The sequence below is a fragment of the Massilia sp. METH4 genome (assembly GCF_037094685.1).
GTDB lineage: Bacteria > Pseudomonadota > Gammaproteobacteria > Burkholderiales > Burkholderiaceae_D > Rugamonas.
In genome coordinates this window covers 5,313,798-5,334,183 of record NZ_CP146614.1, presented here as the reverse complement: position 1 = coordinate 5,334,183, position 20,386 = coordinate 5,313,798, and the positions used below count along the sequence as shown (strand labels likewise).

The following is a 20,386-nucleotide window of genomic DNA, read 5'->3' as shown; positions in this document are numbered from 1 at the left end:
GGCGCGGGCGCGCGCGTCACGGTGGCGGCGGGCCGCCGAGCTGCGCGCAGCGCTCCGTCAACAGCCCGTGCAACTGCCGCACCGCCGGTGAGAACTGGCGCCGGTGCGGGCAGATCAGCTGCAGGGGCGCCGCTTCGCCCGGCTGCGCCGGCAGCACGACGGCGAGCCGCCCGGCACGCACGTCGCCGTGCACGTCCAGCCACGATTTGTAGGCGATCCCATCGCCCGCAATGGCCCAGCGCCGTACCACGTCGGCATCGTTGCTGGCGAGCACGCCTTTCACCTGCACGGTGCGGCGGCCCTTCTCGGCCGGAAAACCCCACTTGTCGTACAGCCGTCCATCCATATGCCACAGCAGGCAGGAATGCCGCGGCAGCTCGTCCAGGGAGCGTGGCTCGCCGCATTGCTCGAGGTAAGCCGGCGAGGCCACCAGCACGCGCCGGTTCTGCGGGGCGACGGGCAGTGCCACGAAACTGGCATCATCGACGCTTCCGTAACGCAGGGCGATATCGACGGGGTCGCGGAACACGTCCGTCAGCTGGTCGGCAAACTGCACGCGCAGCTCGAGCTTCGGATGCCGGCGGCGGAAGTCCGTCAGCCAGGGCAGCAGCACGTTGCGGCCGAAGTCCGATGGCGCCGCGATCTGCAGGGTGCCCGACAGCACGTCGTCATGGCGGCGCAGTTCATCGCGCCCGCTGTGCAGCAGGTCGAGCGCTTCCTTCGCATACGGCAGGTAGCGCTCGCCCTCGTCGGTCAGCCGCAGGCTGCGCGTGGACCGGGCGAACAGGCGGATCTCGAGGTCCCGTTCCAGCCGCATGATGGCGGCGCTGACCTGGCCTGGCAGCAGGTTGGCCTCGCGCGCGGCCTTGGTGAAACTGCCGCAGGCGGCGGTGCGGACGAACAGGGACAAGTCTTCGAAGCGGACCATTTTCATTCGAGGAGTGAAAGTGCTTCCCGATTATATGGGTTTTTCCATTGCCGGCGCAGCCATATGATGAGTGCAACTTAACCCAACCGGAGAACAACAGTGAAAGCAATCGTCTACACCCGGCATGGCCTGCCGATCGAGAACCCGGAATCGCTGGTCGACATGGAGTTGCCCGATCCCACGCCTGGTCCGCGCGACGTGCTGGTGCGCGTGCACGCCGTATCCGTGAACCCGGTCGACACCAAGGTGCGCCGCGGCGCGGCCGTTACCGGGCCGCGCGTGCTGGGCTGGGATGCGGCCGGCATCGTGGAAGCCGTGGGTGCGGAAGTCACCGCCTTCCAGCCGGGCGACGAAGTGTATTACGCCGGCTCGCTGACGCGCCCGGGCTCCTACAGCGAATTGCACCTGGTCGACGAGCGCATCGTCGGCCACAAGCCGAAGACGCTGGCCTTCTCCGACGCCGCCGCGCTGCCCCTGACGTCGCTGACGGCCTGGGAACTGCTGTTCGACCGCCTGAAGGTGCCCGAGCAAGGTGGCCATGGCCGCGTGATGGTCGTCATCGGCGCTGCCGGCGGGGTGGGCTCGATCCTCACGCAGCTGGCGCGCAAGCTGACCGGAGTGACCGTGATCGGCACCGCCTCCCGGCCCGAGACCGCCGAGTGGGTGCGTGCGGCGGGGGCCCATGAAGTGATCGATCACTCGAAGGCGATGAAGCCGCAGCTGCAGGCACTGGGCCACGAATTCGCGGACATCGTCATCAGCCTGACCCATACCGACCACCATTACCCGGACATCGTCGAGATGCTTGCGCCGCAGGGCCAGTTCGCGCTGATCGACGACCCCGCCACGCTCGACGCGATGCCGCTCAAGCGCAAGAGCATCTCGCTGCACTGGGAACTGATGTTCACCCGCTCGATGTACGAGACGGCCGACATGGTGCGCCAGCGCGAGATCCTCGACCGCGTGGCGTCGCTGGTCGACATGGGCGCGCTGAAGACGACGGTGGGCGAGCACCTCGGCAAGATCGATGCGGCGAACCTGCGCCGTGCCCACGCGATCATCGAAGGCGGCAGGGCGCGCGGCAAGATCGTGCTGGCCGGTTTCTGAGCGAGGCAGTCATGAAGGCTTTGACTCTCATCGCTTCCGCCGTGCTCGCGCTGGCCGGCAACGCCGGCGCGGCTGAAAAGATTCCGACCGTGGGCAAGCTCGAACGCGTGGCACGCTTCGATGGCGCGATGCCCACCGGCGTGACCGTTGCCGAGAACGGCCGCATCTTCGTCAACTTCCCGCGTTGGGGCGACGACGTGAAGTTCACGGTGGCCGAACTGCGCAACGGCAAAGCGGTACCGTATCCGCAGGCGGATGCCGATCCCTTCATCAGCGTGCAGAGCGTGGTGGCCGACGGGCGCGGCCGCGTGTGGATCCTGGACACGGCGGCGCCGGAGTTTTCGGCACCCCGGCAGGGCGGCGCGAAACTGGTCGCGGTGGACCTGGCGACCAACAAGATCGTGAAGACGGTCGTGTTCACGCCGGATGCCGTGCTGCCGACCACGTACGTGAACGACGTGCGCTTCGACTTCCGCGTGGGCGCGGAAGGCGTTGCCTATATCACCGACTCGTCGCTGTCGGGCCCCGGCGCGATCATCGTGCTGGACCTGGCCAGCGGCAAGGCCGTGCGACGCCTGGAGGGGCACGCATCCGTGTCGCCCGAGCCGGGTTTCGTTCCCAGCGTCGACGGCAAGCCGATGCCGGCTTCGTTCAAGGTGGCGTCCGACGGCATCGCGTTGTCGCCGGATGGGGAAACGCTGTACTATTGCGCGCTGTCGAGCCGGCGCCTGTATGCCGTGCCGACCAAACTGCTGCGCGATCCATCCGTATCGGAGGCGGACCTGGCCAAGGCCGTGCGCGACCTGGGCATCAAGGGCGCATCCGACGGCCTGGAAGCCGATGCCAAGGGCGCCGTCTATGCCGGCGACTACGAGCACAACGCGATCCGCAAGCTCGATGCCGGCGCGACGACGTGGCGCACGATCGCCCAGGCGCCCCGGCTGTCGTGGCCGGACACGTTCTCGATCGGGCCGGACGGCTACCTGTACGTGATCGCCAACCAGTTGCACCGTCAGGCCGGCTTCAACGAAGGCAAGGACCTGCGCCGCAAACCGTATGAGCTGCTCCGCGTGAAAGTGAACGCGGGGCCGGCACCCACCAAGTGAACGAAGGAGCATTAGCATGGATATCGTTGCCAAGGCGCGCCAGCGCTACACCGTCAAGTCCTACGACCGCGAGCGCAAGGTTCCGGCCGGGATCATCGAACAGCTGCGCGAAGTGCTGCGCCTCGCGCCGTCGTCGGTCAATTCGCAACCGTGGCACTTCGTCGTCGCCGCCACGCAGGAGGGCAAGGAACGCATCGCCAAGGCCGCCGAAGCGGGCTACCAGTACAACGCGGCCAAGATCCGCGACGCCTCGCACGTGATCGTGCTGGCCACCAAGGTGGCACCGGACGACGCGCAACTGGCCGCCGTGCTGGAACAGGAAGAGAAGGATGGCCGCTTCGTGAACGAAGCGGCGAAGAACGCCCAGCACGCCGGCCGCATGTCGTACACGAACCTGCACCGCTTCACGCAGAAGGACGTGCCGTTCTGGTACGAGAAGCAGACCTATATCGCGCTGGGCAACCTGCTGCAGGCGGCCGCCCTGCTGGACGTGGGCGCCACGCCGATGGAAGGTTTCAACGCCGAGGTGCTGGACAAGGAACTCGGCCTGCGCGACAAGGGCTTCTCGGCCACCGTCATCGTCTCCCTCGGCTACAGCAGCGGCGAAGACTTCAATGCCAGGCTGTCGAAGTCGCGGCTGCCGGCGGAGCAGGTGTTCACCGACATCTGAGCGCCATGGTACGCCGTGTCGCCGCCTGCTTCGACAATTGCTGCCGACAGCCAGGCATCGGTGACGCACATCGATGACAGGCACCCGGAATGTGTTGCCTGAAAAATGGGGTCTGTCCCCATTTTTCAGGAAATATTGCCGAGAAAATGGGGACAGACCCCATTTTCGTGGCAACTTCTAGCGGATCAGCTGCTCGTGCAGCACCGCAGGCGCCTCCGCATACAGCTTCACCACGGTCGACGTGCGCGTGCCGTAGTCGGGCGACTCGATCTTCACGGCCGACAGCTGCCGCTCCCGTTCCAGCGACACCCCCGTTTCCGGAAGCCGCTGGTCCGGCGCGCGGGTGGTATCGGACAGCATCTCGAAATACGCCTCCTCGGGCGCGCCCAGGCACAGCAGGCTGGCGAACTGCGCCTTCGTGCGCACGACCTTCGGCCAGGGCGAGTCGAGCAGGGCATTCGACAGCCCGTACACGCCCGGCGCCAGCGCCTGGCCGTTGCGCGGGTCTTCGTCGCCACGGTTCGAGAACCACACCAGTTCCTCGCCGTCGCACAGCACGAGGTTGAAGCCGTTATAGACCCTGGCGCCCGGCCGGATCTGCTCGACGTATTCGCGCGCGCTCATCGTCGCCGACAGGAAGTTCGAAACCAGCATCCCGCGCGACGGGGCGTGCGGGTCGTAGTCATGCGGCGCGCGGATATTGGTGATGGCGGCGAAGCGCGAGGGTGCCTTGCCGGTGTTGTCGATGGTGGCGAATGCATTGCCGTCGCAGCGCGCCCGCAAGGGGGAGACGTGCGCGGGCCACTGGCAATCCGGCCCTTCCGGCCGCGTGATGCCCATCCAGCTGCCGCCGGCCTTCAGGTCGCGGCCGGCGATCACCTGCGGGTTTTCCTCCCAGGGCCCGGCCGCCGCGCTGGCCCGGTCGAAGTATTCGTCGCGGTTGGCGGCGGCGATCAGCGGCACGCCCGGCACGACACGCCAGGCAAAAACGATCAGGCACATGAGGGAATATCCTGGAATACTTCGGTATGACGGGGGCCCGCGATCAGCGTGCCCAGATCGGCGGCGCCGACGGCTTGTGCCAGCGCCTCCGTGAAACCGGACGGGGTGGCGGGGTAAACCTCCATCCACGTCTGCACGCCATCCGCACCCTGCGGGCGGCGCTTCAATTGCGGGGCCACGCCGTGCGCGGCCCCCAGCTGCTCCTGCAGCGCGCGCACGCGCGGCAGCAGGGCACCCGCATCCTCGTCGCGGACGCGGTAGTAGACGTACAGGTCCATCAGACGTCCAGCTTGTCCAGCACGTAGGGCAGGCTCTGGAATTGCAGCGCCGGACCGTCCGCGGCGCGGGCGCGCACGTCCGCCGCCTCCAGGGCGTCGAGCTTCATCTCGACGAGGGCATCGACCCCGCCGGCACCGTTCGGCGCCGCGTTGACGACCATCCCGCAAGGCTGGCCCGGGTCCGCCGGGGCGAAGACCTCGGTCCCTGCCGTGACAACAGCATCGTCGATCGTGACGAGCGCGGTACGCCGCTTCAGCTTGCCCAGGTACTGGCTGCGCGCCACGATCTCCTGGCCGGGATAGCAGCCCTTCTTGAAATTCACGCCGCCCAGCAGTTCGAAGTTGACCATCTGCGGCACGAACTGTTCCTGCGTGGCGGCGGCAATCAGCGGCACGCCGGCGTGGATCTCCGACAGGCGCCACGCTTCATTGCCGCCGACGACGAGTCGGTCGGCCAGCTCCGGCGCGGCCGTGGCGGCCGTCTCCGGCGTCGTCAGCCACAGGTAGCGGGGCGCGCCGAACGCATCGGCCACGCGCAGCAGCGTGCCGAGCGGGTGGTCCAGCTTCGTGTACGGCGCGGCGGGGAGCGCGTCGAACCAGGTTTGCAGCACGGCTTCGGCCAAGCCACCGCCCAGGCCAAGGACGACGCGGCCTTCCGTCGCGTCCGTGGCCTTCGCCTTGGCGCGCAGCACGAACATCTGCAGCCGTTTCTGGATCGCCGGCTGGATGTCGCGCGCCAGTTGCAGGTAGATGGATTGCGCGTCCTTCCACATCAGGAAACTGGCCAGCAGGCGGCCCTTCGGCGAGCAGTAGCCGGCCAGGCGCACCTCGTTCGCGCCTAGGTGCTCGACGTCGTTGGTCAGTTGGCCGTGCAGGAACGCGGCCGAGTCCTCGCCCGTGAAGGCGATGAGACCGAGGTCGGTGATGGGAGCCACGAAACCGGTGGCGAGGGCCGCGCGGGCGGGCGCTTCGGCCGGGGCCGCGAGGATTTGATTCCAGTTGTTCATATAATTTTTACGTTGGCTATGGTTTGGCCATGATTTGCCCAGGATTTGCAACTAAGTTGCCTGAGTAGGCATTATCATTACGGGCTCATTATAAAGATCCCGCGCCAAACGCGCCGGCCACCCGCAAAACGGGTGGCGCGGCCTCGAAGCGCGGTCAGGATACGACATGGCATTCATAAGAAAAACGATACTGCTGGGTGTGCTCGTGGCAGCAGCCGCCACGGGCGGCTTCGCCTGGTGGGCCAAGCAGCCGATCATCGGCGAAGGAGACACCATTGCCTTCACGATCACCAAGGGCAGCGGCGCCCACGCGGCCGGCCAGCAGATCGCCGAAGCGGGCGTGCCGATCCAGCCGCTGCTGTTCAACCTGCTGGCGCGCTTCACGGGCAAGAGCGGCAAGCTGAAGGCCGGTTCGTATGAACTGAAGCCCGGCACGACACCCACCCGGCTGATCGACCAGCTGGTGCGCGGCGAATTCGCGCAGGAGTCGCTGACGATCATCGAAGGCTGGACGTTCAGGCAGATGCGCCAGGCCATCGCCGCGCACAAGGGCTTGAAGCACGATACGGTGGGCCTTTCCGATGCGCAGATCATGGAGAAGATCGGCTCGGGCTACAAGCAGCCGGAAGGCCTGTTCTTCCCCGACACCTACCTGTTCGCCAAGGGCTCTTCGGAGCTGCAGATCTACAAGCAGGCCCACACGGCGCTGTTGCAGCACCTGGACGCGGCGTGGGAACGGCGCGCGCCCGACCTGCCGTATGCGGACAAGTACCAGGCCTTGACCATGGCGTCGATCATCGAGAAGGAGACGGGCCAGAAGTCCGAACGGAACATGATCGCCGCCGTGTTCGTCAACCGCCTGAGAATCGGCATGATGCTGCAGACCGATCCCACCGTGATCTACGGGCTGGGCGAGAAATTCGACGGCAACATCCGCAAAAAGGACCTGGAAACGGACACCCCGTACAATACCTATATGCGCAACGGCCTGCCGCCGACGCCGATCGCTCTGCCGGGCCTGCAATCGCTGGGTGCCGCGCTGGCGCCGGCGAAGACGGGAGCATTGTATTTCGTTGCGCGCGGCAATGGCACGAGCCATTTTTCCGATAACCTGACCGACCATAACCGGGCGGTCAACCAGTTCCAGCGCAGGCAATGACCCAGAGTACCCCAGCAGCACGCGGCAAGTTCATCACGTTCGAAGGCATCGACGGTGCCGGCAAGTCCACGCACATCCAGTACGTGGGCGAGCTGATCCGCGAGAAAGGCGTGGAACTGGTGAGCTCGCGCGAGCCGGGCGGCACACCGCTTGGCGAGAAGCTGCGCGAACTGGTGCTGCACGAAGCGATGCACCTGGAAACCGAGGCGCTGCTGGTGTTCGCCAGCCGCCGCGAGCACATCGCCCAGGTGATCGAACCGGCGCTGGCGCGCGGCGCCTGGGTGATATCCGACCGGTTCACCGATGCCAGCTTCGCCTACCAGGGCGGCGGGCGCGGCCTGGACCTGGTCAAGCTCGACACACTGGCCAATTGGGTGCACCCCAAGCTGTGGCCGGACTTGACGATCCTGTTCGACGTGCCGCTGGAAGTGGCGCGCGCCCGCCTCGATGCCACCCGCCAGCTCGACAAGTTCGAGCAGGAGAAGGCCGACTTCTTCCTCGCCGCGCGCAACGAATACCTGCGCCGCGCGGCGCAGGATCCGCGCCGCTTCCGCGTGATCGACTCCACGCAGTCGATCGAAGCGATCCGCGTGAAGTTGAAACAGATCGTGGACGCACTGGAATGACGATGGAAACCACTTCATCCATTTATCCGTGGCAGGAGCAGGCATGGCTGGCCTTGCAGCAGATCCGCGTGCGTCTTCCGCATGCCGTGCTGTTCCACGGCCCGGCCGGCATCGGCAAGGCCGACTTCATCGAGCACTTCGCACAGGCGCTGCTGTGCGAAGACGTGCGGCCGGACGGTCACCCATGCAACGCCTGCGCCTCGTGCGGCTGGTTCGTCCAGCAAAGCCATCCGGACTTCCGGCGCATCCGCCCCGAATCCTTCGAGGAGGACGGCGCGGCCGAGGGTGAGGAGGGCGAGGAGAAAAAGAAGAGCAAGGCGCCCTCGAAGGAAATCAAGATCGAGCAGGTGCGGCAGCTGGCCGACTTCATGAACATCTCCACGCACCGGCAAGGCTTGCGCGTGGTGGTGCTGTACCCGGCAGAGACGCTGAACATGCCGGCCTCGAATGCGCTGCTGAAGACGCTGGAAGAACCGCCGCCGGGCACGGTGTTCCTGCTGTCCTCGAACAGCCTGGACCGGCTGCTGCCCACGATCCTGTCGCGCTGCCGCAAGTTCGCGCTGACGATGCCGCCGCATGCCGACGCGCTGGCGTGGCTGCAGGCGCAGGGCGTGCCCGATGCCGACGGCTGGCTGCGCGAGCAGGGCGGCGCGCCGCTGGCCGCGCTGGCGCAGGCGGAAACGGGCAACCGCGAGGACATGGACACGCTGCTGCAATACCTGGCCCATCCCTCCGTGGAAGGGGCGTTGCGCACGGCGGACAAGATGCAGAAGGTGCCGCTCACCTCGGTGGTGGCGTGGCAGCAGCGCTGGCTGTACGACCTGTTCTCGCTGAAGCTTTCCGGCCGCATCCGCTACTATCCCCGCTACCAGCGCGAGCTGAAGGTGCTGGCGGACCGGGTGCCCGTATCGAGCCTGCTGGCCGCGATCAAGGGGACCGCGGAGCGGCGCGCCACGTCGGACCACCCGCTGTCGCCCAAGCTGTTCCTGGAAGACATGCTGCTCGACTATACGTCGTGCTGCCACTGACCGGATGCGACGATGAGCACACGCCCGCCCGACCCTGGCGACCATCCTTCCGGCCCCGTGACGCGGCCGGCGGTGCTGTCGCTGGCGATCCGCGAGAAGGCGGCGCTGTACGCGGCCTACATGCCCTTCCTGAAGAACGGCGGCATTTTCGTGCCCACCACGCGCACCTATCGCATCGGCGACGAGATCTACCTGATCCTCACGCTGATGGATGACCAGACCAAGTACCCGATCGCCGGCAAGGTCGTGTGGATCACGCCGGCCGGGGCGAACAATAACAAGGCGCAGGGCGTCGGCGTTCATTTTCCGGACGACGAGGCGGGACGGCGCACCCGCGCGCGCATCGAGGAAATCCTCGGCGCGGCCCTGCGTTCTTCCCGCGCCACCCATACTCTGTAATGTCCGACTTCATGTCCTTCCGCCACCGCATTGCCACGCTCGACGACTTGCCGACCATCGTCGCCATCTACAACAGCACCATCGCCTCGCGCGAAGTCACCGCCGACACGGAGCCGGTCTCCGTCGAATCGCGGCTGAACTGGTTCCACGAACACCAGCCCGGGCGCCGGCCGCTGTGGGTGATCGAGCGCGCCGACGACACGTCGGACACGCCCGAGATTCTCGGCTGGATCTCGTACTCGAATTTCTACGGCCGCCCGGCCTACTCGGGCACGGCCGAGGTGTCGATCTATATCCACGAGGCGTGGCGCGGCAAGGGCATCGGCCGCTACGCGCTGGCCGAAGCCATCGCCTACGCACCGACCATCGCCGTGCACACGGTCCTCGGCTTCATCTTCGGCCACAACAACGCCAGCCTGGCGCTGTTCCGCAAGTTCGGCTTCGAGGAATGGGCCCACTTCCCGCGCGTGGCGAACCTGGACGGTGTCGAACGCGACCTGATCATCCTCGGCAAGCGGGTGGCATAACACCGTTACCTGACGAAAATGTTACAGGCCCCCCAAGACCGGTGACAGGCACCGGCCTTTCCGGAACATTTCCAGCAACCGGTGACAGGCACCGGATTTTTTGCAATATTTCCCAAAGCCCGGTGCCTGTGAACTGACCCCCAAAAGTTGGACACCAACTTTTGGGGGTTTTTCATGGCGAAGTACAGTGTGCAGTTCAAGCAGCAGGTGGTCGACCGGTATCGAGCCGGGCCGCTAGGCTGCGTCCGTTTGGGCAGAGAGTTGGGCGTGGACCCTAGTCTGGTCCATCTGTGGGTCAGGCTATACGAGACCCATGGCAAGGCAGGCTTGGAGAAGAAGCACTACAGCCACACCGCCGAGGGCAAGCTGGCGATATTGCGGCACATGTGGAAACATGAGCTGTCGTACTTCGAGACGGCGGTGGCCTTCAATGTACGTCATCCCTCCAGCATCGGCCAGTGGGAGCGCTGTTATCATGGCGGGGGTATAGAGGCGCTACGTCCTCGACCGCGCCAGAGACCGAAGAAAATGCCCACATCCAAGCCCCCCGCACCGCTGACGCCTGTCAGCGAAGAAACCAAGACCCTTGAAGAGCTTCTCGAGGAAGTGAACTACTTGCGGATGGAGAATGCCTACTTAAAAAAGCTGGGGGCCTTGGTTCAGGAGCAGCGGACGCAGCGTGCGACAGTGCGCAAAAAGCGAAAGTAGTCACTGAACTGAGGCAGCAATTCCCCTTGGCTGGCTTGCTGAAAGTGGCAGGCCTGGCACGTAGCACCTACTATTATCAGCAGCAAGTGGCAGAGCAAGGCGATAGGGATGAGGCCTTGAAAACGCGTGTCCAGGACGTCTTTGACGCCCATTCCGGGCGCTACGGCTATCGCCGCGTGACCGCCGAGAACCGCAAGGCTGGGCAGAAGGTCAACCACAAATGCGTACAGCGCTTGATGAGCGATCTCGGCTTGAAGTCCTTGGTACGACCAAAGAAGTTTCGCACTTACAAGGGCGAAGTGGGCGAAGTAGCAGATAACCGCTTGGAGCGTAATTTCGAAGCTGCAGCCATGCACGAGAAGTGGGTAACCGATGTCACTGAATTCAAGGTCGGTGGCGAAAAACTGTACCTCTCGCCGGTCATGGACCTGTGCAACGGCGAGATCATCGCCTTCGAGATGAACACCCGACCAGTGCTGAGCTTGGTTACCAATATGCTGAGAAAAGCACTGCGAAAGCTCGGCAAGGACGACAAGCCAGTGCTGCATTCAGACCAGGGATGGCACTATCAAAAGTCAGCTTACCGACAGGCGCTGAAGAGGAGCAATGTCGTGCAGAGCATGTCGCGTAAGGGCAATTGCCTCGACAACGCTGCGATGGAGAGCTTCTTTGCCGTACTCAAGACCGAGTACTTCTATCTGCAGAAATTTGCCAGTATCAAAGAGCTGAAGAAGGGCTTGGCGAAGTACATCCATTACTACAATCACAAGCGCATCAAGCTCAGGTTGAATGGGCTGAGTCCTGTGCAGTACAGAACTCAGCTCCAAGCAGCCTAGCTACAGACCGTCCAACTTTTTGGGGTCACTTCACTGTCACCGGTTTTTGGGCAACATTTTTGCTCTGCGCCCCTTAAGCCACCGGCTTTCCCGGCTTGGGCTACAATCGAGGCATGTTTATCGATTCACATTGCCATATCGACTTCCCGGAGCTGGCAGCCCGGATGCCGGAGATCCGCGAGAAGATGGCGGCCAACAAGGTGACCCACGCGCTGTGCGTCTCGGTCGATCTGCCGGACTTTCCCCGCGTGCTCGCATTGGCCGAGCAATATCCGAATATCTACGCATCGGTGGGCGTGCACCCCGACTACGAAGACACGCCCGAGCCCACCGTGGCCCAGCTCGTCGAGCTGGCGCGGCACCCGAAGATCGTCGCCATCGGCGAGACGGGCCTCGATTACTATCGGCTGGAGGGCGATCTCGAGTGGCAGCGCGAGCGCTTCCGCACGCATATCCGCGCCTCGCGCGAGTCGCGCAAGCCGCTGATCATCCATACCCGATCGGCCAGTGAAGACACCATCCGCATCATGCGCGAAGAGGGCGCCGGTACGGACAAGGGCGGCGTCGCGGGCGTGATGCACTGCTTCACCGAATCGCTGGAAGTGGCACGGGCCTCGATGGAGATGGGTTTCTACATCTCGTTTTCCGGCATCGTCACGTTCAAGAGCGCGAAGGAATTGCAGGCGGTGGCGCTGGAAGTGCCGCTCGAGCAGATGCTGATCGAAACCGATTCCCCCTACCTGGCCCCGGTGCCTTACCGTGGCAAGATGAACGAACCGGGCTACGTGGCGCACGTGGCCGAGTTCATCGCCAAGTTGAAGGGTGTGTCCGTGGAGGAGGTGGCGGCGGCGACCAGCGCCAACTTCTTCAAGCTGTTTTCCGCGGCGGTGCCGGCGTGATGGCAGCCCTGCTGCGCCGCGTCGCCAAACGCCTGCGTAAATTGCGCGCCCGGCTGCGCTCGCGCATTGCGCTGCGGCTGGGGATCGCCACCGTGGCCGTTGCCTCGGCCCTGGCGGCCGCGCCGGGCCTGGCGCAGGGCGACGACGCCGTGTCGTTCTTCCGCGCCGCCCAGGTCAACGACGCCGGCCGGATCAAGCCCTTGCTGGCGCGCGGCCTCGACCCGAACCTGCGCGAGCCTGAGCGGGGCGAGACGGGCATGATCGTCGCCCTGCGCAACGATGCGATGGACGTGTTCCGGCTGCTGCTGGCGCAGCCGAAGATCGACCTGGAAGTGCAGGCCGCCAACGGCAATACGGCGCTGATGATGGCAGCGTTCAAGAACAATATGCCGGCAGTGAAGGCGTTGCTGGCCAAGGGCGCGCAGGTGAACCGCCCCGGCTGGACAGCGCTGCACTACGCCGCGGCGGCCGGTGCCCTCGACATCATGCGCGTTCTGCTCGACCAGCATGCCTATATCGACGCCGAATCTCCCACGAAATTGACGCCGCTGATGCTCGCCGCCCGCGAGGGGCAGGAAGATGCCGTCAAGCTGCTGCTGCAGGAAGGCGCCGACGCCACGCTGCGCGACAGCGCCTTCAAGATCGACGCCGCCGAATTCGCCGAGCGCGCCGACAAGCCCTGGATCGCCAAGGCGATCCGCCAGCACCTCGCCGAACAGATAATGCGCCGTTGAGCTCGTGTCATGGTGCCTCGTATGATGATCCCGTCGGATCTTTGGCAAAATTACCGCTGAAGGAAACGGCCAGGCAGAGTGATGTCGATGGTGTCTAAGGCCAAGAGCCTGTGGGTCAGATTGGCGCCTCTGCCTGTTTTTCATTGTTAAGTCCGGACGGTATCTTAGGCTTCGAGCCTGCATACGAGGGTGGTCACCAAATGAATTTCGTAGGCACGCCAGTAGTAGGAATTGATGTCAGCAAAAGCAAACTGGATATAGCGTTGCTGAAGAATGGGAAGCTCAAGAGCAAAGTGCTTCCGAACAACAGGGACGGTTACGCAGAGCTGATAAAGTGGTTGAAGAATCAGGATGTTACGCTCGATGCGGTCCATATTTGCATGGAATCGACAGGCGTGTACAGCGAGCCTGTTGCCCTGGCATTGAGCGACATGGGCATGAAGGTGAGCGTCGTCAATCCTGCCAGCATCAAAGGATTTGGCCAGAGTCTAATCATCCGAAACAAAAACGACAAAGCTGATGCAGCTCTCATTGCGCGATACTGCGCAGCGATGAGCCCAGCGCTTTGGCAGGCCCCTTCGCACGAGCAGCGGCAATTGAGGGCTTGGAACGAGCATCTGGCATCGTTGAAAGACATTCGACAGCAACAGGCCAATCGTATCGAAGCACTTGAGTTTGCAAACCAGACCGAGGTGGCAGCTCACGCCAAGACGCACTTGGATTGGCTGGACAAACAAATCAAGCAGCTGGAGAACGATATCGATGATCACATCGATCGGCATCCGGATCTCCGGCACGATGCTGAGCTGATTGAGTCGATCCCAGGCCTTGGCCGCGGGACCGCGGCCAAGGTACTTGGTCGTGTGGGGAACCTGCGGCGCTTCGGCAGCGCCAAGGAACTGGCGGCCTACATTGGGGTGACGCCACGCCAGAGGCAATCAGGCAGCTCGGTGAGGGGTAGGACTACCATTACCAGAATGGGCTGTCGCGACCTGCGGGCAGCCCTATACATGCCAGCACTTACAGCGATCAGAAAGAACCCGCTGTTAAGGGAATTTGCAAACCGGCTGCAGTCAACAGGCATGGCTAAGATGGCTGTCATCGCTGCCGTCATGCGCAAGCTCGTGCACCAGATGTACGGCGTCGTCCGCTCAGGAAAGCCATTTGACCCGAATCACATGGGCAAAAGGCTTGCGGGTGAACACGGTATCTGACCCCGTGACACGAGCTCAACGGTAATGCGCACGGTCCGCGTTGTCCCGGTGCCAGGCCCCCTGCCAACAATTGCCCGGGGGGTAGCTGGATTTGCGGGTACTTGGCGCCTGCCCATCGTTATCGTACGCATGAGCTCGTGTCCCGCTGCCTGACCCCATGATACGTGACCCCATGATACGTGACCCCATGACACGGGCTCTTCCATAGCGCTTGTCGCCATCCTGGAGCTGAACCGTCGAACTGGACCTTTTTCCCCGCCAATCTCCGCGTTTTGCCGGCCCGCGTCGTTGCCCATAATGTCGCTGTCGCCACGAGAAGGAAAAACCATGCTGTCGGAACGCGAACTCGAAAGCTGCTACCTGGGCCAGTTCATCCCCGTCCATTACCATCACAACCTGCTGATGGATACCAACCGCATGCACAACTTCCGCGCGGCGATCACCCATGTCGTGAAGCCGGGCATGAAGGTACTGGAGCTGGGCGGTGGTACGGGAGCGCTGTCGTTCTTCGCCGCGCAACGGGCGGACAAGGTGTATTGCGTCGACTTCAATCCCGACATGGTGGCCGAGGCGCGCCGTTTCCTGGCCATGAACCGCTGCGGCGAGAAGGTCGAGGTGATCCATGCCGATGCCTTCGAATACCTGCCGCCCGAGCCGGTCGATGTCGTCATCTGCGAGATGATCCATGTGGGCATGCTGCGCGAGAAGCAGGTCGAGGTCATCGAGAACTTCAAGCGCCGCTACGCGCAGAAGTTCGGCGGACCGCTGCCCGTCTTCCTGCCGGAGGCCGTGCTGATGGCGGCCCAGCCGCTGCAGCAGGAATACGACTTCGAAGGGTTTCATGCGCCCATCGTGCAGTTCCAGCAGCCGGGCATCGCGCAGCCGGGCACGGTGGAGATGGCCCAGCCGGCCGTCTATTCCGTGATCGACTTCACGCAGCCCAACGACACCAGCTACAGCTGGGAAGGCAAGTTCGTCATCGACCGGGACGGCACCGTGAACGCGATCCGCTTCATCACGAAGAACATCCTGTCGGTCGTGCAGGAACGGGCGACGACGATCGACTGGCTGAACCACTACATGGCGCTGCCCCTGGAGCGTCCCGTCGAAGTGAAGGCGGGCGATGTGCTGCAGGTGGCGTTCGCCTACCGCGCGGGCGGCTCGATCCCGTCGCTGCAGGCGCGCCTGTCGGCCAGCGTGATGTACCACGCCGCGCTGCAGCCGCAGGTCGTCGCCTACGCCTGACCGAGCCCCGTTTTTGGACGGCGGTGGCGCCATCCTGCATCCCGTCGCGGGTCGTCGTCTGCGCCTGACCGTTCAGCTCCACTTTTCGACAGCGGTGGCGCCGTGCGTAATCCCATCGTGGATCGTTGCCTGCGCCCGACCGTCTGGCCCTGCTTTTCGACGGTCGGTCGCGCCGTGCGGCAACCCGTCGCGCGGTCATTGCCGCGCAGTCCCGCCGGCGGCACCATGTGCACTCCATATATCCTTGCGCGAGTACGCCATGCCGAGCTTCATCCTGTGGTTGGTCCTGCTGTTCCTTTGCTGGCCGCTGGCCCTGCTGGCCTTGCTGCTGTACCCGGTCGCCTGGCTGCTGCTGTTGCCGTTCCGGCTGATCGGCATCGGTGTCGATGCCGTGTTGGAACTGTTGCGCGCAGTGGTCATGCTGCCCGCCCGCGTGCTGGGCGGCGGGCGCAGATGAATCAGAAGCCCACCAGGAACCCGGCGCCCAGCGACATCTGCGAGTAATTGTAGTCGATCAGGCTCTGGCCATACCCCGAGAAGAACTGCACATAGCCCTTCAGGTTGGCGCGCAGAGGGAAGGCCCAGCCGAGCTGCAACGAACCGTGATCCGTGTGCAGGTTCCGCCGCGCCAGCAGCGAATATTCGCTGCCGCCATCGCGGTAGACGAGCCGCAGGTCGCCATGGCCCATGAAGTCGGTGATGTCGAGGTTGTCGTTGTCCGACTTCGAATTGTCCAGCCGCTTCCAGATGCGCGCCGTCACGCCCAGTTTGCCGTATTCGCCGCCCACCTCCGCGTACAGCCGGTTCCAGCTGCGCGACAGCGTGGCCGCCTGGCCATTCGACTGGTGCACGAAGCCCAGCCCCGCGTAGCGCAAGTCGAAGCCGCCGAGCCGCTTGCCGATCGGCGCGATTGCCATGATCTCCGGCTGGTAGTTCGTTTCCCGGAACGGGCTCGATTCATCGCGGTTGTACGCTTGCCAGAAGCTTTGCTGCGTGTAGCCGAACCACAGGTCGACGGGCGAGCCGGCGATCGTCTCCATCAGTTTCAGCTTGAACGACAGCTGGTAGGCCAGTTCCACGTGCTTCGAATCGATGCCGGACGGCGTCACTTCCTCGAAGGGCGCCTCGTTGGTGCTGTTGCTGTAGTTCGCCAGCAGCAGGTAATTGTCGCGGTGCGGGCGGAAATTGAATACGCCGCGCTTGCTGTCCCCGTCCAGTTCCCAGAGCGGCACCTGCACGGACACGATCGGCTCGACGGCGGCCGGCGCGGCCGGTTCCACGGTCTTCGCCAACGGCCCGCCCGGGAATGCGCCTTGCTGCTGGTCGGTGCCGTTCGCCGCCAGGGCGGGCGGCGCGTCCGCCGGCCGGTTCGCCACCAAGTCGTAGCAACCCAGCCGCTCGGTCGGGTCGGCCAGCAGCGCGCAGCGTGCCAGGTCCTTGTCCAGTTCCGGCCTTGCCTCCTGGGCGGAGACGGCGAAAGGGAAGAGGGCCAGCATGGCCGAAAGGCAGGGGGCAAAGTGTTTTTTCATTGTCATCATCTTGTTTTTTGGCATCACGCGAGTATAAGCACGGACGGCGCGGAATAGTCGCACGGCTGCGCTTGAAAAAGGGAAGCCCTCCCAAGCCTGGGCAAGCCGATGCTGCTACAATTTTTCGACGCGACCCGCGCGGCCGCGTCCTCCAAGGAGAATGTCATGAGCCGCAAGACCCCAATCGAGCGTTACCGGAATATCGGCATCAGCGCCCACATCGATGCCGGCAAGACCACGACCACCGAGCGTATCCTGTTCTATACCGGCGTGAACCACAAGATCGGCGAGGTGCACGACGGCGCGGCCACCATGGACTGGATGGAGCAAGAACAGGAGCGCGGCATCACGATCACGTCCGCAGCCACCACGGCATTCTGGCGCGGCATGGCGGGCAATTTCCCCGAGCACCGCATCAACATCATCGACACGCCGGGCCACGTGGACTTCACGATCGAGGTGGAGCGCTCGATGCGCGTGCTGGACGGCGCCGTGATGGTGTACGACGCCGTCGGCGGCGTGCAGCCGCAATCCGAGACCGTGTGGCGGCAGGCGAACAAGTACAAGGTGCCGCGCATCGCCTTCGTCAACAAGATGGACCGCGTTGGGGCCGACTTCTTCCGCGTGCGGCAGCAGATCCACGACCGTCTGAAGGGCAATGCCGTGCCGATCCAGATTCCGGTCGGCGCGGAGGACCATTACCAGGGCGTCATCGACCTGGTCAAAATGCAGGCGATCATCTGGGACGACGCGAGCCAGGGCGTGAAGTTCAGCTACGGCGACATCCCGCCCGAACTGCGCGAGCTGGCGCAGAAATGGCACGACAACCTGGTGGAAGCGGCCGCCGAGGCGACGCCCGAGCTGACCGAGCGTTACCTGGACGGCGAGACGCTGACGGAAGCCGAGATCAAGGCGGCGCTGCGCCAGCGCACGATCCGCGGCGAGATCGTGCCCATGCTGGCAGGCAGCGCGTTCAAGAACAAGGGCGTGCAGGCGATGCTAGACGCCGTGGTGGAATACCTGCCGTCGCCGGTGGACGTGCCGGCCATCGCCGGCCACGACGAGCACGACCGCGAGATCGAACGGCACCCGACCGACGCCGACCCGTTCGCCGCCCTGGCGTTCAAGATCATGACGGACCCGTTCGTGGGCCAGTTGGCCTTCTTCCGCGTGTATTCCGGCGTCGTCAATTCCGGCGACACCGTCTACAACCCTACCAAGGGTCAGCGCGAGCGGCTCGGCCGCATCCTGCAGATGCATGCCAACGAGCGCAAGGAGATCAAGGAAGTGTTCGCGGGCGATATCGCGGCGGCCGTCGGCCTGAAGGCGGTGACCACCGGCGACACGCTGAGCGACCCGGCGCACGTGATCATCCTGGAAAAGATGGTGTTCCCGGAACCGGTGATCTCGCAGGCGGTGGAGCCGAAGACGAAGGCCGATCAGGAAAAGATGGGCATCGCCCTGTCGCGCCTGGCTCAGGAAGACCCGTCGTTCCGCGTGCATACGGACGAGGAATCGGGCCAGACGATCATTTCCGGCATGGGCGAGCTGCACCTGGAAATCCTGGTTGACCGCATGAAGCGCGAGTTCGGCGTCGAGGCCTCGGTCGGCAAGCCGCAGGTGGCCTATCGAGAAACGATCCGCAAACCGGTGACCGACGTCGAGGGCAAGTTCATCAAGCAGTCCGGCGGCAAGGGCCAGTATGGCCACGTGGTGCTGGCGCTGGAACCCCTGGAGCACGGCAAGGGCTATGAATTCGTCGACGCCATCAAGGGTGGCGTGGTGCCGCGCGAATTCATTCCCGCCGTCGACAAGGGCATCCAGGAAACGCTGCGCTCGGGCGTGCTGGCCGGCTATCCGGTGGTGGATGTGCGGGCGACCCTCACGTTCGGCTCCTATCACGACGTCGACTCGAACGAGAACGCGTTCCGCATGGCTGGCTCGATGGCGTTCAAGGATGGCATGCGGCGCGCCGACCCCGAGCTGCTGGAACCGATCGTGGACGTGGAAGTGGAAACGCCCGAGGAATTCATGGGCAATGTGATGGGCGACCTTACGTCGCGGCGCGGCATGGTGCAGGGCATGGACGAGATCCCCGGCGGCGGCGGCAAGCTGGTGCGGGCGCTTGTGCCGCTGGCCGAGATGTTCGGCTATTCCACCACGCTGCGTTCGCTGACGCAGGGGAGGGCAACGTACACCATGGAATTCAAGCACTATGCGGGCGTGCCAAAGCATATCCTGGACCAGATCGCGACGGCGAAGGTGAAGGGGTGATGCACTGGCGCGGCCGATGATGCGTACGCCGGTCAGCCGGCATGCGGACCGCGCCCGATCTTGGGCGCTGGCAGGCGAACACCGGTGTCGCGCACCTTTTCCGGAAGAATCACCCGGAAAAGATGCACGACACCATGCGGCGCCAACAGTGTCGGCCGGCGAACCATGCGGCGGCCCCTGCGCCAACAGTGCCGGCCGCCTCACGCCTGCAGCGTTGCCGCGAACACCCGCAGCGTGTACTCCACCTTCACCTTCTGCGCAGTTCAAGCCGTTACGTTAACCCTGCAACGCGCCAAGGGGCGAGTTGCCGCCTGATCGCGATCGGCGCAAGGCATCGGGCGTGCCGCCGTGCACAAAAACTTGCACATCGTGCCGGATCGGACCTACATGGAAACCGGAAGAACACCTATAGGCCCGCCGACGGGACGGGGCTACATTCGTGTTTCGGCCCCCGCGGCGCCGCGGCGCGGCATCGCCCGGGCGATCCCATCCAATGGCAACTGATGCAAGAACCAAAGGAGAAAACCATGAAACGACTACTCACGCTGGCGGCAGTGGCCGTCGGCAGCGCCTATCTCGCCAAATACCTGAAGGGCAAGGCTGCAGGCCAGGACAATTCCACGGCCAGGGAAGAAATCACGGTCGACGTGCCGGTGCGCACGGCTTATGACCAGTGGACGCAATTCGAGGAATTCCCGAAATTCATGGACAGCGTCCATGAAATCCGCCAGCTGGACGACAAGCGCCTGCACTGGAAGGCGGACGTGCTCGGCAAGCCGATCGAATGGGATGCCGAGATCACCGAACAGATCCCGGACAAGCGCATCGCCTGGCGCAGCACCACCGGCACGCCGAACAGCGGCGTGGTGCGCTTCGAACCGCAGGGCGCCTCCCGCACGAAGATCGTGCTGGAGCTGACCTATACGCCGACCGACCCGGTGGAGGCAGCCGGCGACCTGGTGGGCGCCGTGGGCATGCAGGCGCGCGGTAACCTGAAGAAGTTCAAGGAAATGATCGAGGCGCGTGGCAAGGAAACGGGCGCCTGGCGCGGCACCATCCACAGCCCGGACAGCCCGCGGGTAACGCATTGATTGTTGGCCACACCCTGGT

Annotated in this window: 21 protein-coding genes; 16 read left to right on the top strand and 5 right to left on the bottom strand. The window is 64.4% G+C overall.

Annotation, left to right across the window (positions count from 1 at the left end):
- Window positions 1-16 precede the first annotated feature (16 nt).
- Complete coding sequence (locus V6Z91_RS23330; protein WP_338761837.1) at window positions 17-928, bottom strand: LysR family transcriptional regulator; 912 nt, start codon at window positions 926-928, stop codon at window positions 17-19.
- 99 nt (window positions 929-1,027) lie between these two features.
- Here V6Z91_RS23330 and V6Z91_RS23325 point away from each other — a divergent pair, with 99 nt between their 5' ends.
- From V6Z91_RS23325 to nfsB, 3 genes are read left to right on the top strand one after another with little or no spacing between them, the layout of a single operon-like run.
- Window positions 1,028-2,035, top strand: a complete 1,008-nt coding sequence (locus V6Z91_RS23325; protein WP_338761835.1) for a zinc-binding alcohol dehydrogenase family protein — start codon at window positions 1,028-1,030, stop codon at window positions 2,033-2,035.
- Window positions 2,036-2,046: 11 nt separating this feature from the next.
- Complete coding sequence (locus V6Z91_RS23320; RefSeq protein WP_338761832.1) at window positions 2,047-3,141, top strand: L-dopachrome tautomerase-related protein; 1,095 nt, start codon at window positions 2,047-2,049, stop codon at window positions 3,139-3,141.
- A 16-nt stretch (window positions 3,142-3,157) separates the two neighbouring features.
- Entirely contained in the window at window positions 3,158-3,811 is a 654-nt protein-coding gene (gene nfsB / locus V6Z91_RS23315; RefSeq protein ID WP_338761830.1) for an oxygen-insensitive NAD(P)H nitroreductase, read from the top strand.
- 177 nt (window positions 3,812-3,988) lie between these two features.
- Here the strand turns inward: nfsB and V6Z91_RS23310 are convergent, their stop codons facing one another.
- The 3 genes from V6Z91_RS23310 to V6Z91_RS23300 are packed head-to-tail and all read right to left on the bottom strand — an operon-like array spanning window position 3,989 to window position 6,098.
- Window positions 3,989-4,813 (bottom strand): NRDE family protein, encoded by an 825-nt coding sequence (locus tag V6Z91_RS23310; protein ID WP_338761827.1) that lies wholly within the window; start codon window positions 4,811-4,813, stop codon window positions 3,989-3,991.
- Window positions 4,804-5,091: a DUF4936 family protein gene (locus tag V6Z91_RS23305; protein WP_338761824.1), complete on the bottom strand. Its 288-nt coding sequence runs from the start codon at window positions 5,089-5,091 to the stop codon at window positions 4,804-4,806. Before V6Z91_RS23305 ends, V6Z91_RS23310 begins: the two co-directional genes overlap by 10 nt.
- Window positions 5,091-6,098: a folate-binding protein gene (locus V6Z91_RS23300; protein WP_338761821.1), complete on the bottom strand. Its 1,008-nt coding sequence runs from the start codon at window positions 6,096-6,098 to the stop codon at window positions 5,091-5,093. The genes V6Z91_RS23305 and V6Z91_RS23300 overlap by 1 nt, the downstream gene beginning before the upstream one ends.
- Window positions 6,099-6,264: 166 nt before the next feature.
- On the opposite strand from V6Z91_RS23300, the gene mltG reads away from it, so the two are divergent.
- From mltG to V6Z91_RS23245, 11 genes are all read left to right on the top strand, one after another.
- On the top strand, window positions 6,265-7,257 hold the full coding sequence (gene mltG / locus V6Z91_RS23295; RefSeq protein ID WP_338761818.1) for an endolytic transglycosylase MltG: 993 nt from the start codon (window positions 6,265-6,267) through the stop codon (window positions 7,255-7,257).
- Complete coding sequence (gene tmk / locus V6Z91_RS23290; protein ID WP_338761816.1) at window positions 7,254-7,883, top strand: dTMP kinase; 630 nt, start codon at window positions 7,254-7,256, stop codon at window positions 7,881-7,883. Before mltG ends, tmk begins: the two co-directional genes overlap by 4 nt.
- Window positions 7,884-7,885: 2 nt before the next feature.
- Window positions 7,886-8,911, top strand: a complete 1,026-nt coding sequence (locus V6Z91_RS23285) for a DNA polymerase III subunit delta' (protein ID WP_338761814.1) — start codon at window positions 7,886-7,888, stop codon at window positions 8,909-8,911.
- Window positions 8,912-8,923: 12 nt separating this feature from the next.
- Window positions 8,924-9,310, top strand: coding sequence for a PilZ domain-containing protein (locus V6Z91_RS23280; RefSeq protein ID WP_338761812.1), 387 nt, complete (start codon window positions 8,924-8,926; stop codon window positions 9,308-9,310).
- Window positions 9,310-9,837 carry an N-acetyltransferase family protein gene (locus tag V6Z91_RS23275; RefSeq protein ID WP_338761810.1) on the top strand — a complete coding sequence of 176 codons (528 nt, stop codon included), beginning with the start codon at window positions 9,310-9,312 and terminating at the stop codon, window positions 9,835-9,837. Before V6Z91_RS23280 ends, V6Z91_RS23275 begins: the two co-directional genes overlap by 1 nt.
- Window positions 9,838-10,011: 174 nt before the next feature.
- Window positions 10,012-11,381 (top strand): IS3 family transposase gene (locus tag V6Z91_RS23270; RefSeq protein WP_338761807.1). Its coding sequence is split into 2 segments (ribosomal slippage): window positions 10,012-10,495 and window positions 10,495-11,381, totalling 1,371 coding nucleotides; the frame shifts between segments, so codons are not numbered across the junction.
- A 113-nt stretch (window positions 11,382-11,494) separates the two neighbouring features.
- Window positions 11,495-12,280, top strand: coding sequence for a TatD family hydrolase (locus V6Z91_RS23265; RefSeq protein ID WP_338761805.1), 786 nt, complete (start codon window positions 11,495-11,497; stop codon window positions 12,278-12,280).
- Window positions 12,280-13,014 carry an ankyrin repeat domain-containing protein gene (locus V6Z91_RS23260; protein WP_338761803.1) on the top strand — a complete coding sequence of 245 codons (735 nt, stop codon included), beginning with the start codon at window positions 12,280-12,282 and terminating at the stop codon, window positions 13,012-13,014. Before V6Z91_RS23265 ends, V6Z91_RS23260 begins: the two co-directional genes overlap by 1 nt.
- A 200-nt stretch (window positions 13,015-13,214) precedes the next feature.
- Complete coding sequence (locus tag V6Z91_RS23255; RefSeq protein ID WP_338761801.1) at window positions 13,215-14,228, top strand: IS110 family transposase; 1,014 nt, start codon at window positions 13,215-13,217, stop codon at window positions 14,226-14,228.
- Window positions 14,229-14,555: 327 nt separating this feature from the next.
- Entirely contained in the window at window positions 14,556-15,473 is a 918-nt protein-coding gene (locus tag V6Z91_RS23250; RefSeq protein ID WP_338761799.1) for a methyltransferase domain-containing protein, read from the top strand.
- Window positions 15,474-15,732: 259 nt separating this feature from the next.
- Window positions 15,733-15,930 (top strand): hypothetical protein, encoded by a 198-nt coding sequence (locus tag V6Z91_RS23245; RefSeq protein WP_338761797.1) that lies wholly within the window; start codon window positions 15,733-15,735, stop codon window positions 15,928-15,930.
- A gap of 1 nt (window position 15,931) precedes the next feature.
- Here the strand turns inward: V6Z91_RS23245 and V6Z91_RS23240 are convergent, their stop codons facing one another.
- Entirely contained in the window at window positions 15,932-17,002 is a 1,071-nt protein-coding gene (locus V6Z91_RS23240; protein ID WP_338761794.1) for a phospholipase A, read from the bottom strand.
- 165 nt (window positions 17,003-17,167) lie between these two features.
- On the opposite strand from V6Z91_RS23240, the gene fusA reads away from it, so the two are divergent.
- Entirely contained in the window at window positions 17,168-19,276 is a 2,109-nt protein-coding gene (fusA, locus tag V6Z91_RS23235) for an elongation factor G (RefSeq protein WP_338761791.1), read from the top strand.
- 527 nt (window positions 19,277-19,803) lie between these two features.
- Entirely contained in the window at window positions 19,804-20,367 is a 564-nt protein-coding gene (locus V6Z91_RS23230; protein WP_338761788.1) for an SRPBCC family protein, read from the top strand.
- The last annotated feature ends 19 nt before the right edge of the window (window positions 20,368-20,386 follow it).

Excerpts from the sequence above, each read along its gene's own strand:
- V6Z91_RS23260 (WP_338761803.1), top strand. The coding sequence starts at position 12,280 with ATGGCAGCCCTGCTGCGCCGCGTCGCCAAACGCCTGCGTAAATTGCGC.
- V6Z91_RS23255 (WP_338761801.1), top strand. The coding sequence starts at position 13,215 with ATGAATTTCGTAGGCACGCCAGTAGTAGGAATTGATGTCAGCAAAAGC.
- V6Z91_RS23305 (WP_338761824.1), bottom strand. The coding sequence starts at position 5,091 with ATGGACCTGTACGTCTACTACCGCGTCCGCGACGAGGATGCGGGTGCC.
- V6Z91_RS23330 (WP_338761837.1), bottom strand. The coding sequence starts at position 928 with ATGGTCCGCTTCGAAGACTTGTCCCTGTTCGTCCGCACCGCCGCCTGC.
- nfsB (WP_338761830.1), top strand. The coding sequence starts at position 3,158 with ATGGATATCGTTGCCAAGGCGCGCCAGCGCTACACCGTCAAGTCCTAC.
- V6Z91_RS23310 (WP_338761827.1), bottom strand. The coding sequence starts at position 4,813 with ATGTGCCTGATCGTTTTTGCCTGGCGTGTCGTGCCGGGCGTGCCGCTG.
- V6Z91_RS23280 (WP_338761812.1), top strand. The coding sequence starts at position 8,924 with ATGAGCACACGCCCGCCCGACCCTGGCGACCATCCTTCCGGCCCCGTG.
- V6Z91_RS23275 (WP_338761810.1), top strand. The coding sequence starts at position 9,310 with ATGTCCGACTTCATGTCCTTCCGCCACCGCATTGCCACGCTCGACGAC.
- tmk (WP_338761816.1), top strand. The coding sequence starts at position 7,254 with ATGACCCAGAGTACCCCAGCAGCACGCGGCAAGTTCATCACGTTCGAA.
- V6Z91_RS23245 (WP_338761797.1), top strand. The coding sequence starts at position 15,733 with ATGCCGAGCTTCATCCTGTGGTTGGTCCTGCTGTTCCTTTGCTGGCCG.
- V6Z91_RS23320 (WP_338761832.1), top strand. The coding sequence starts at position 2,047 with ATGAAGGCTTTGACTCTCATCGCTTCCGCCGTGCTCGCGCTGGCCGGC.
- V6Z91_RS23230 (WP_338761788.1), top strand. The coding sequence starts at position 19,804 with ATGAAACGACTACTCACGCTGGCGGCAGTGGCCGTCGGCAGCGCCTAT.
- V6Z91_RS23240 (WP_338761794.1), bottom strand. The coding sequence starts at position 17,002 with ATGAAAAAACACTTTGCCCCCTGCCTTTCGGCCATGCTGGCCCTCTTC.
- V6Z91_RS23285 (WP_338761814.1), top strand. The coding sequence starts at position 7,886 with ATGGAAACCACTTCATCCATTTATCCGTGGCAGGAGCAGGCATGGCTG.
- V6Z91_RS23265 (WP_338761805.1), top strand. The coding sequence starts at position 11,495 with ATGTTTATCGATTCACATTGCCATATCGACTTCCCGGAGCTGGCAGCC.
- fusA (WP_338761791.1), top strand. The coding sequence starts at position 17,168 with ATGAGCCGCAAGACCCCAATCGAGCGTTACCGGAATATCGGCATCAGC.
- V6Z91_RS23300 (WP_338761821.1), bottom strand. The coding sequence starts at position 6,098 with ATGAACAACTGGAATCAAATCCTCGCGGCCCCGGCCGAAGCGCCCGCC.
- mltG (WP_338761818.1), top strand. The coding sequence starts at position 6,265 with ATGGCATTCATAAGAAAAACGATACTGCTGGGTGTGCTCGTGGCAGCA.
- V6Z91_RS23250 (WP_338761799.1), top strand. The coding sequence starts at position 14,556 with ATGCTGTCGGAACGCGAACTCGAAAGCTGCTACCTGGGCCAGTTCATC.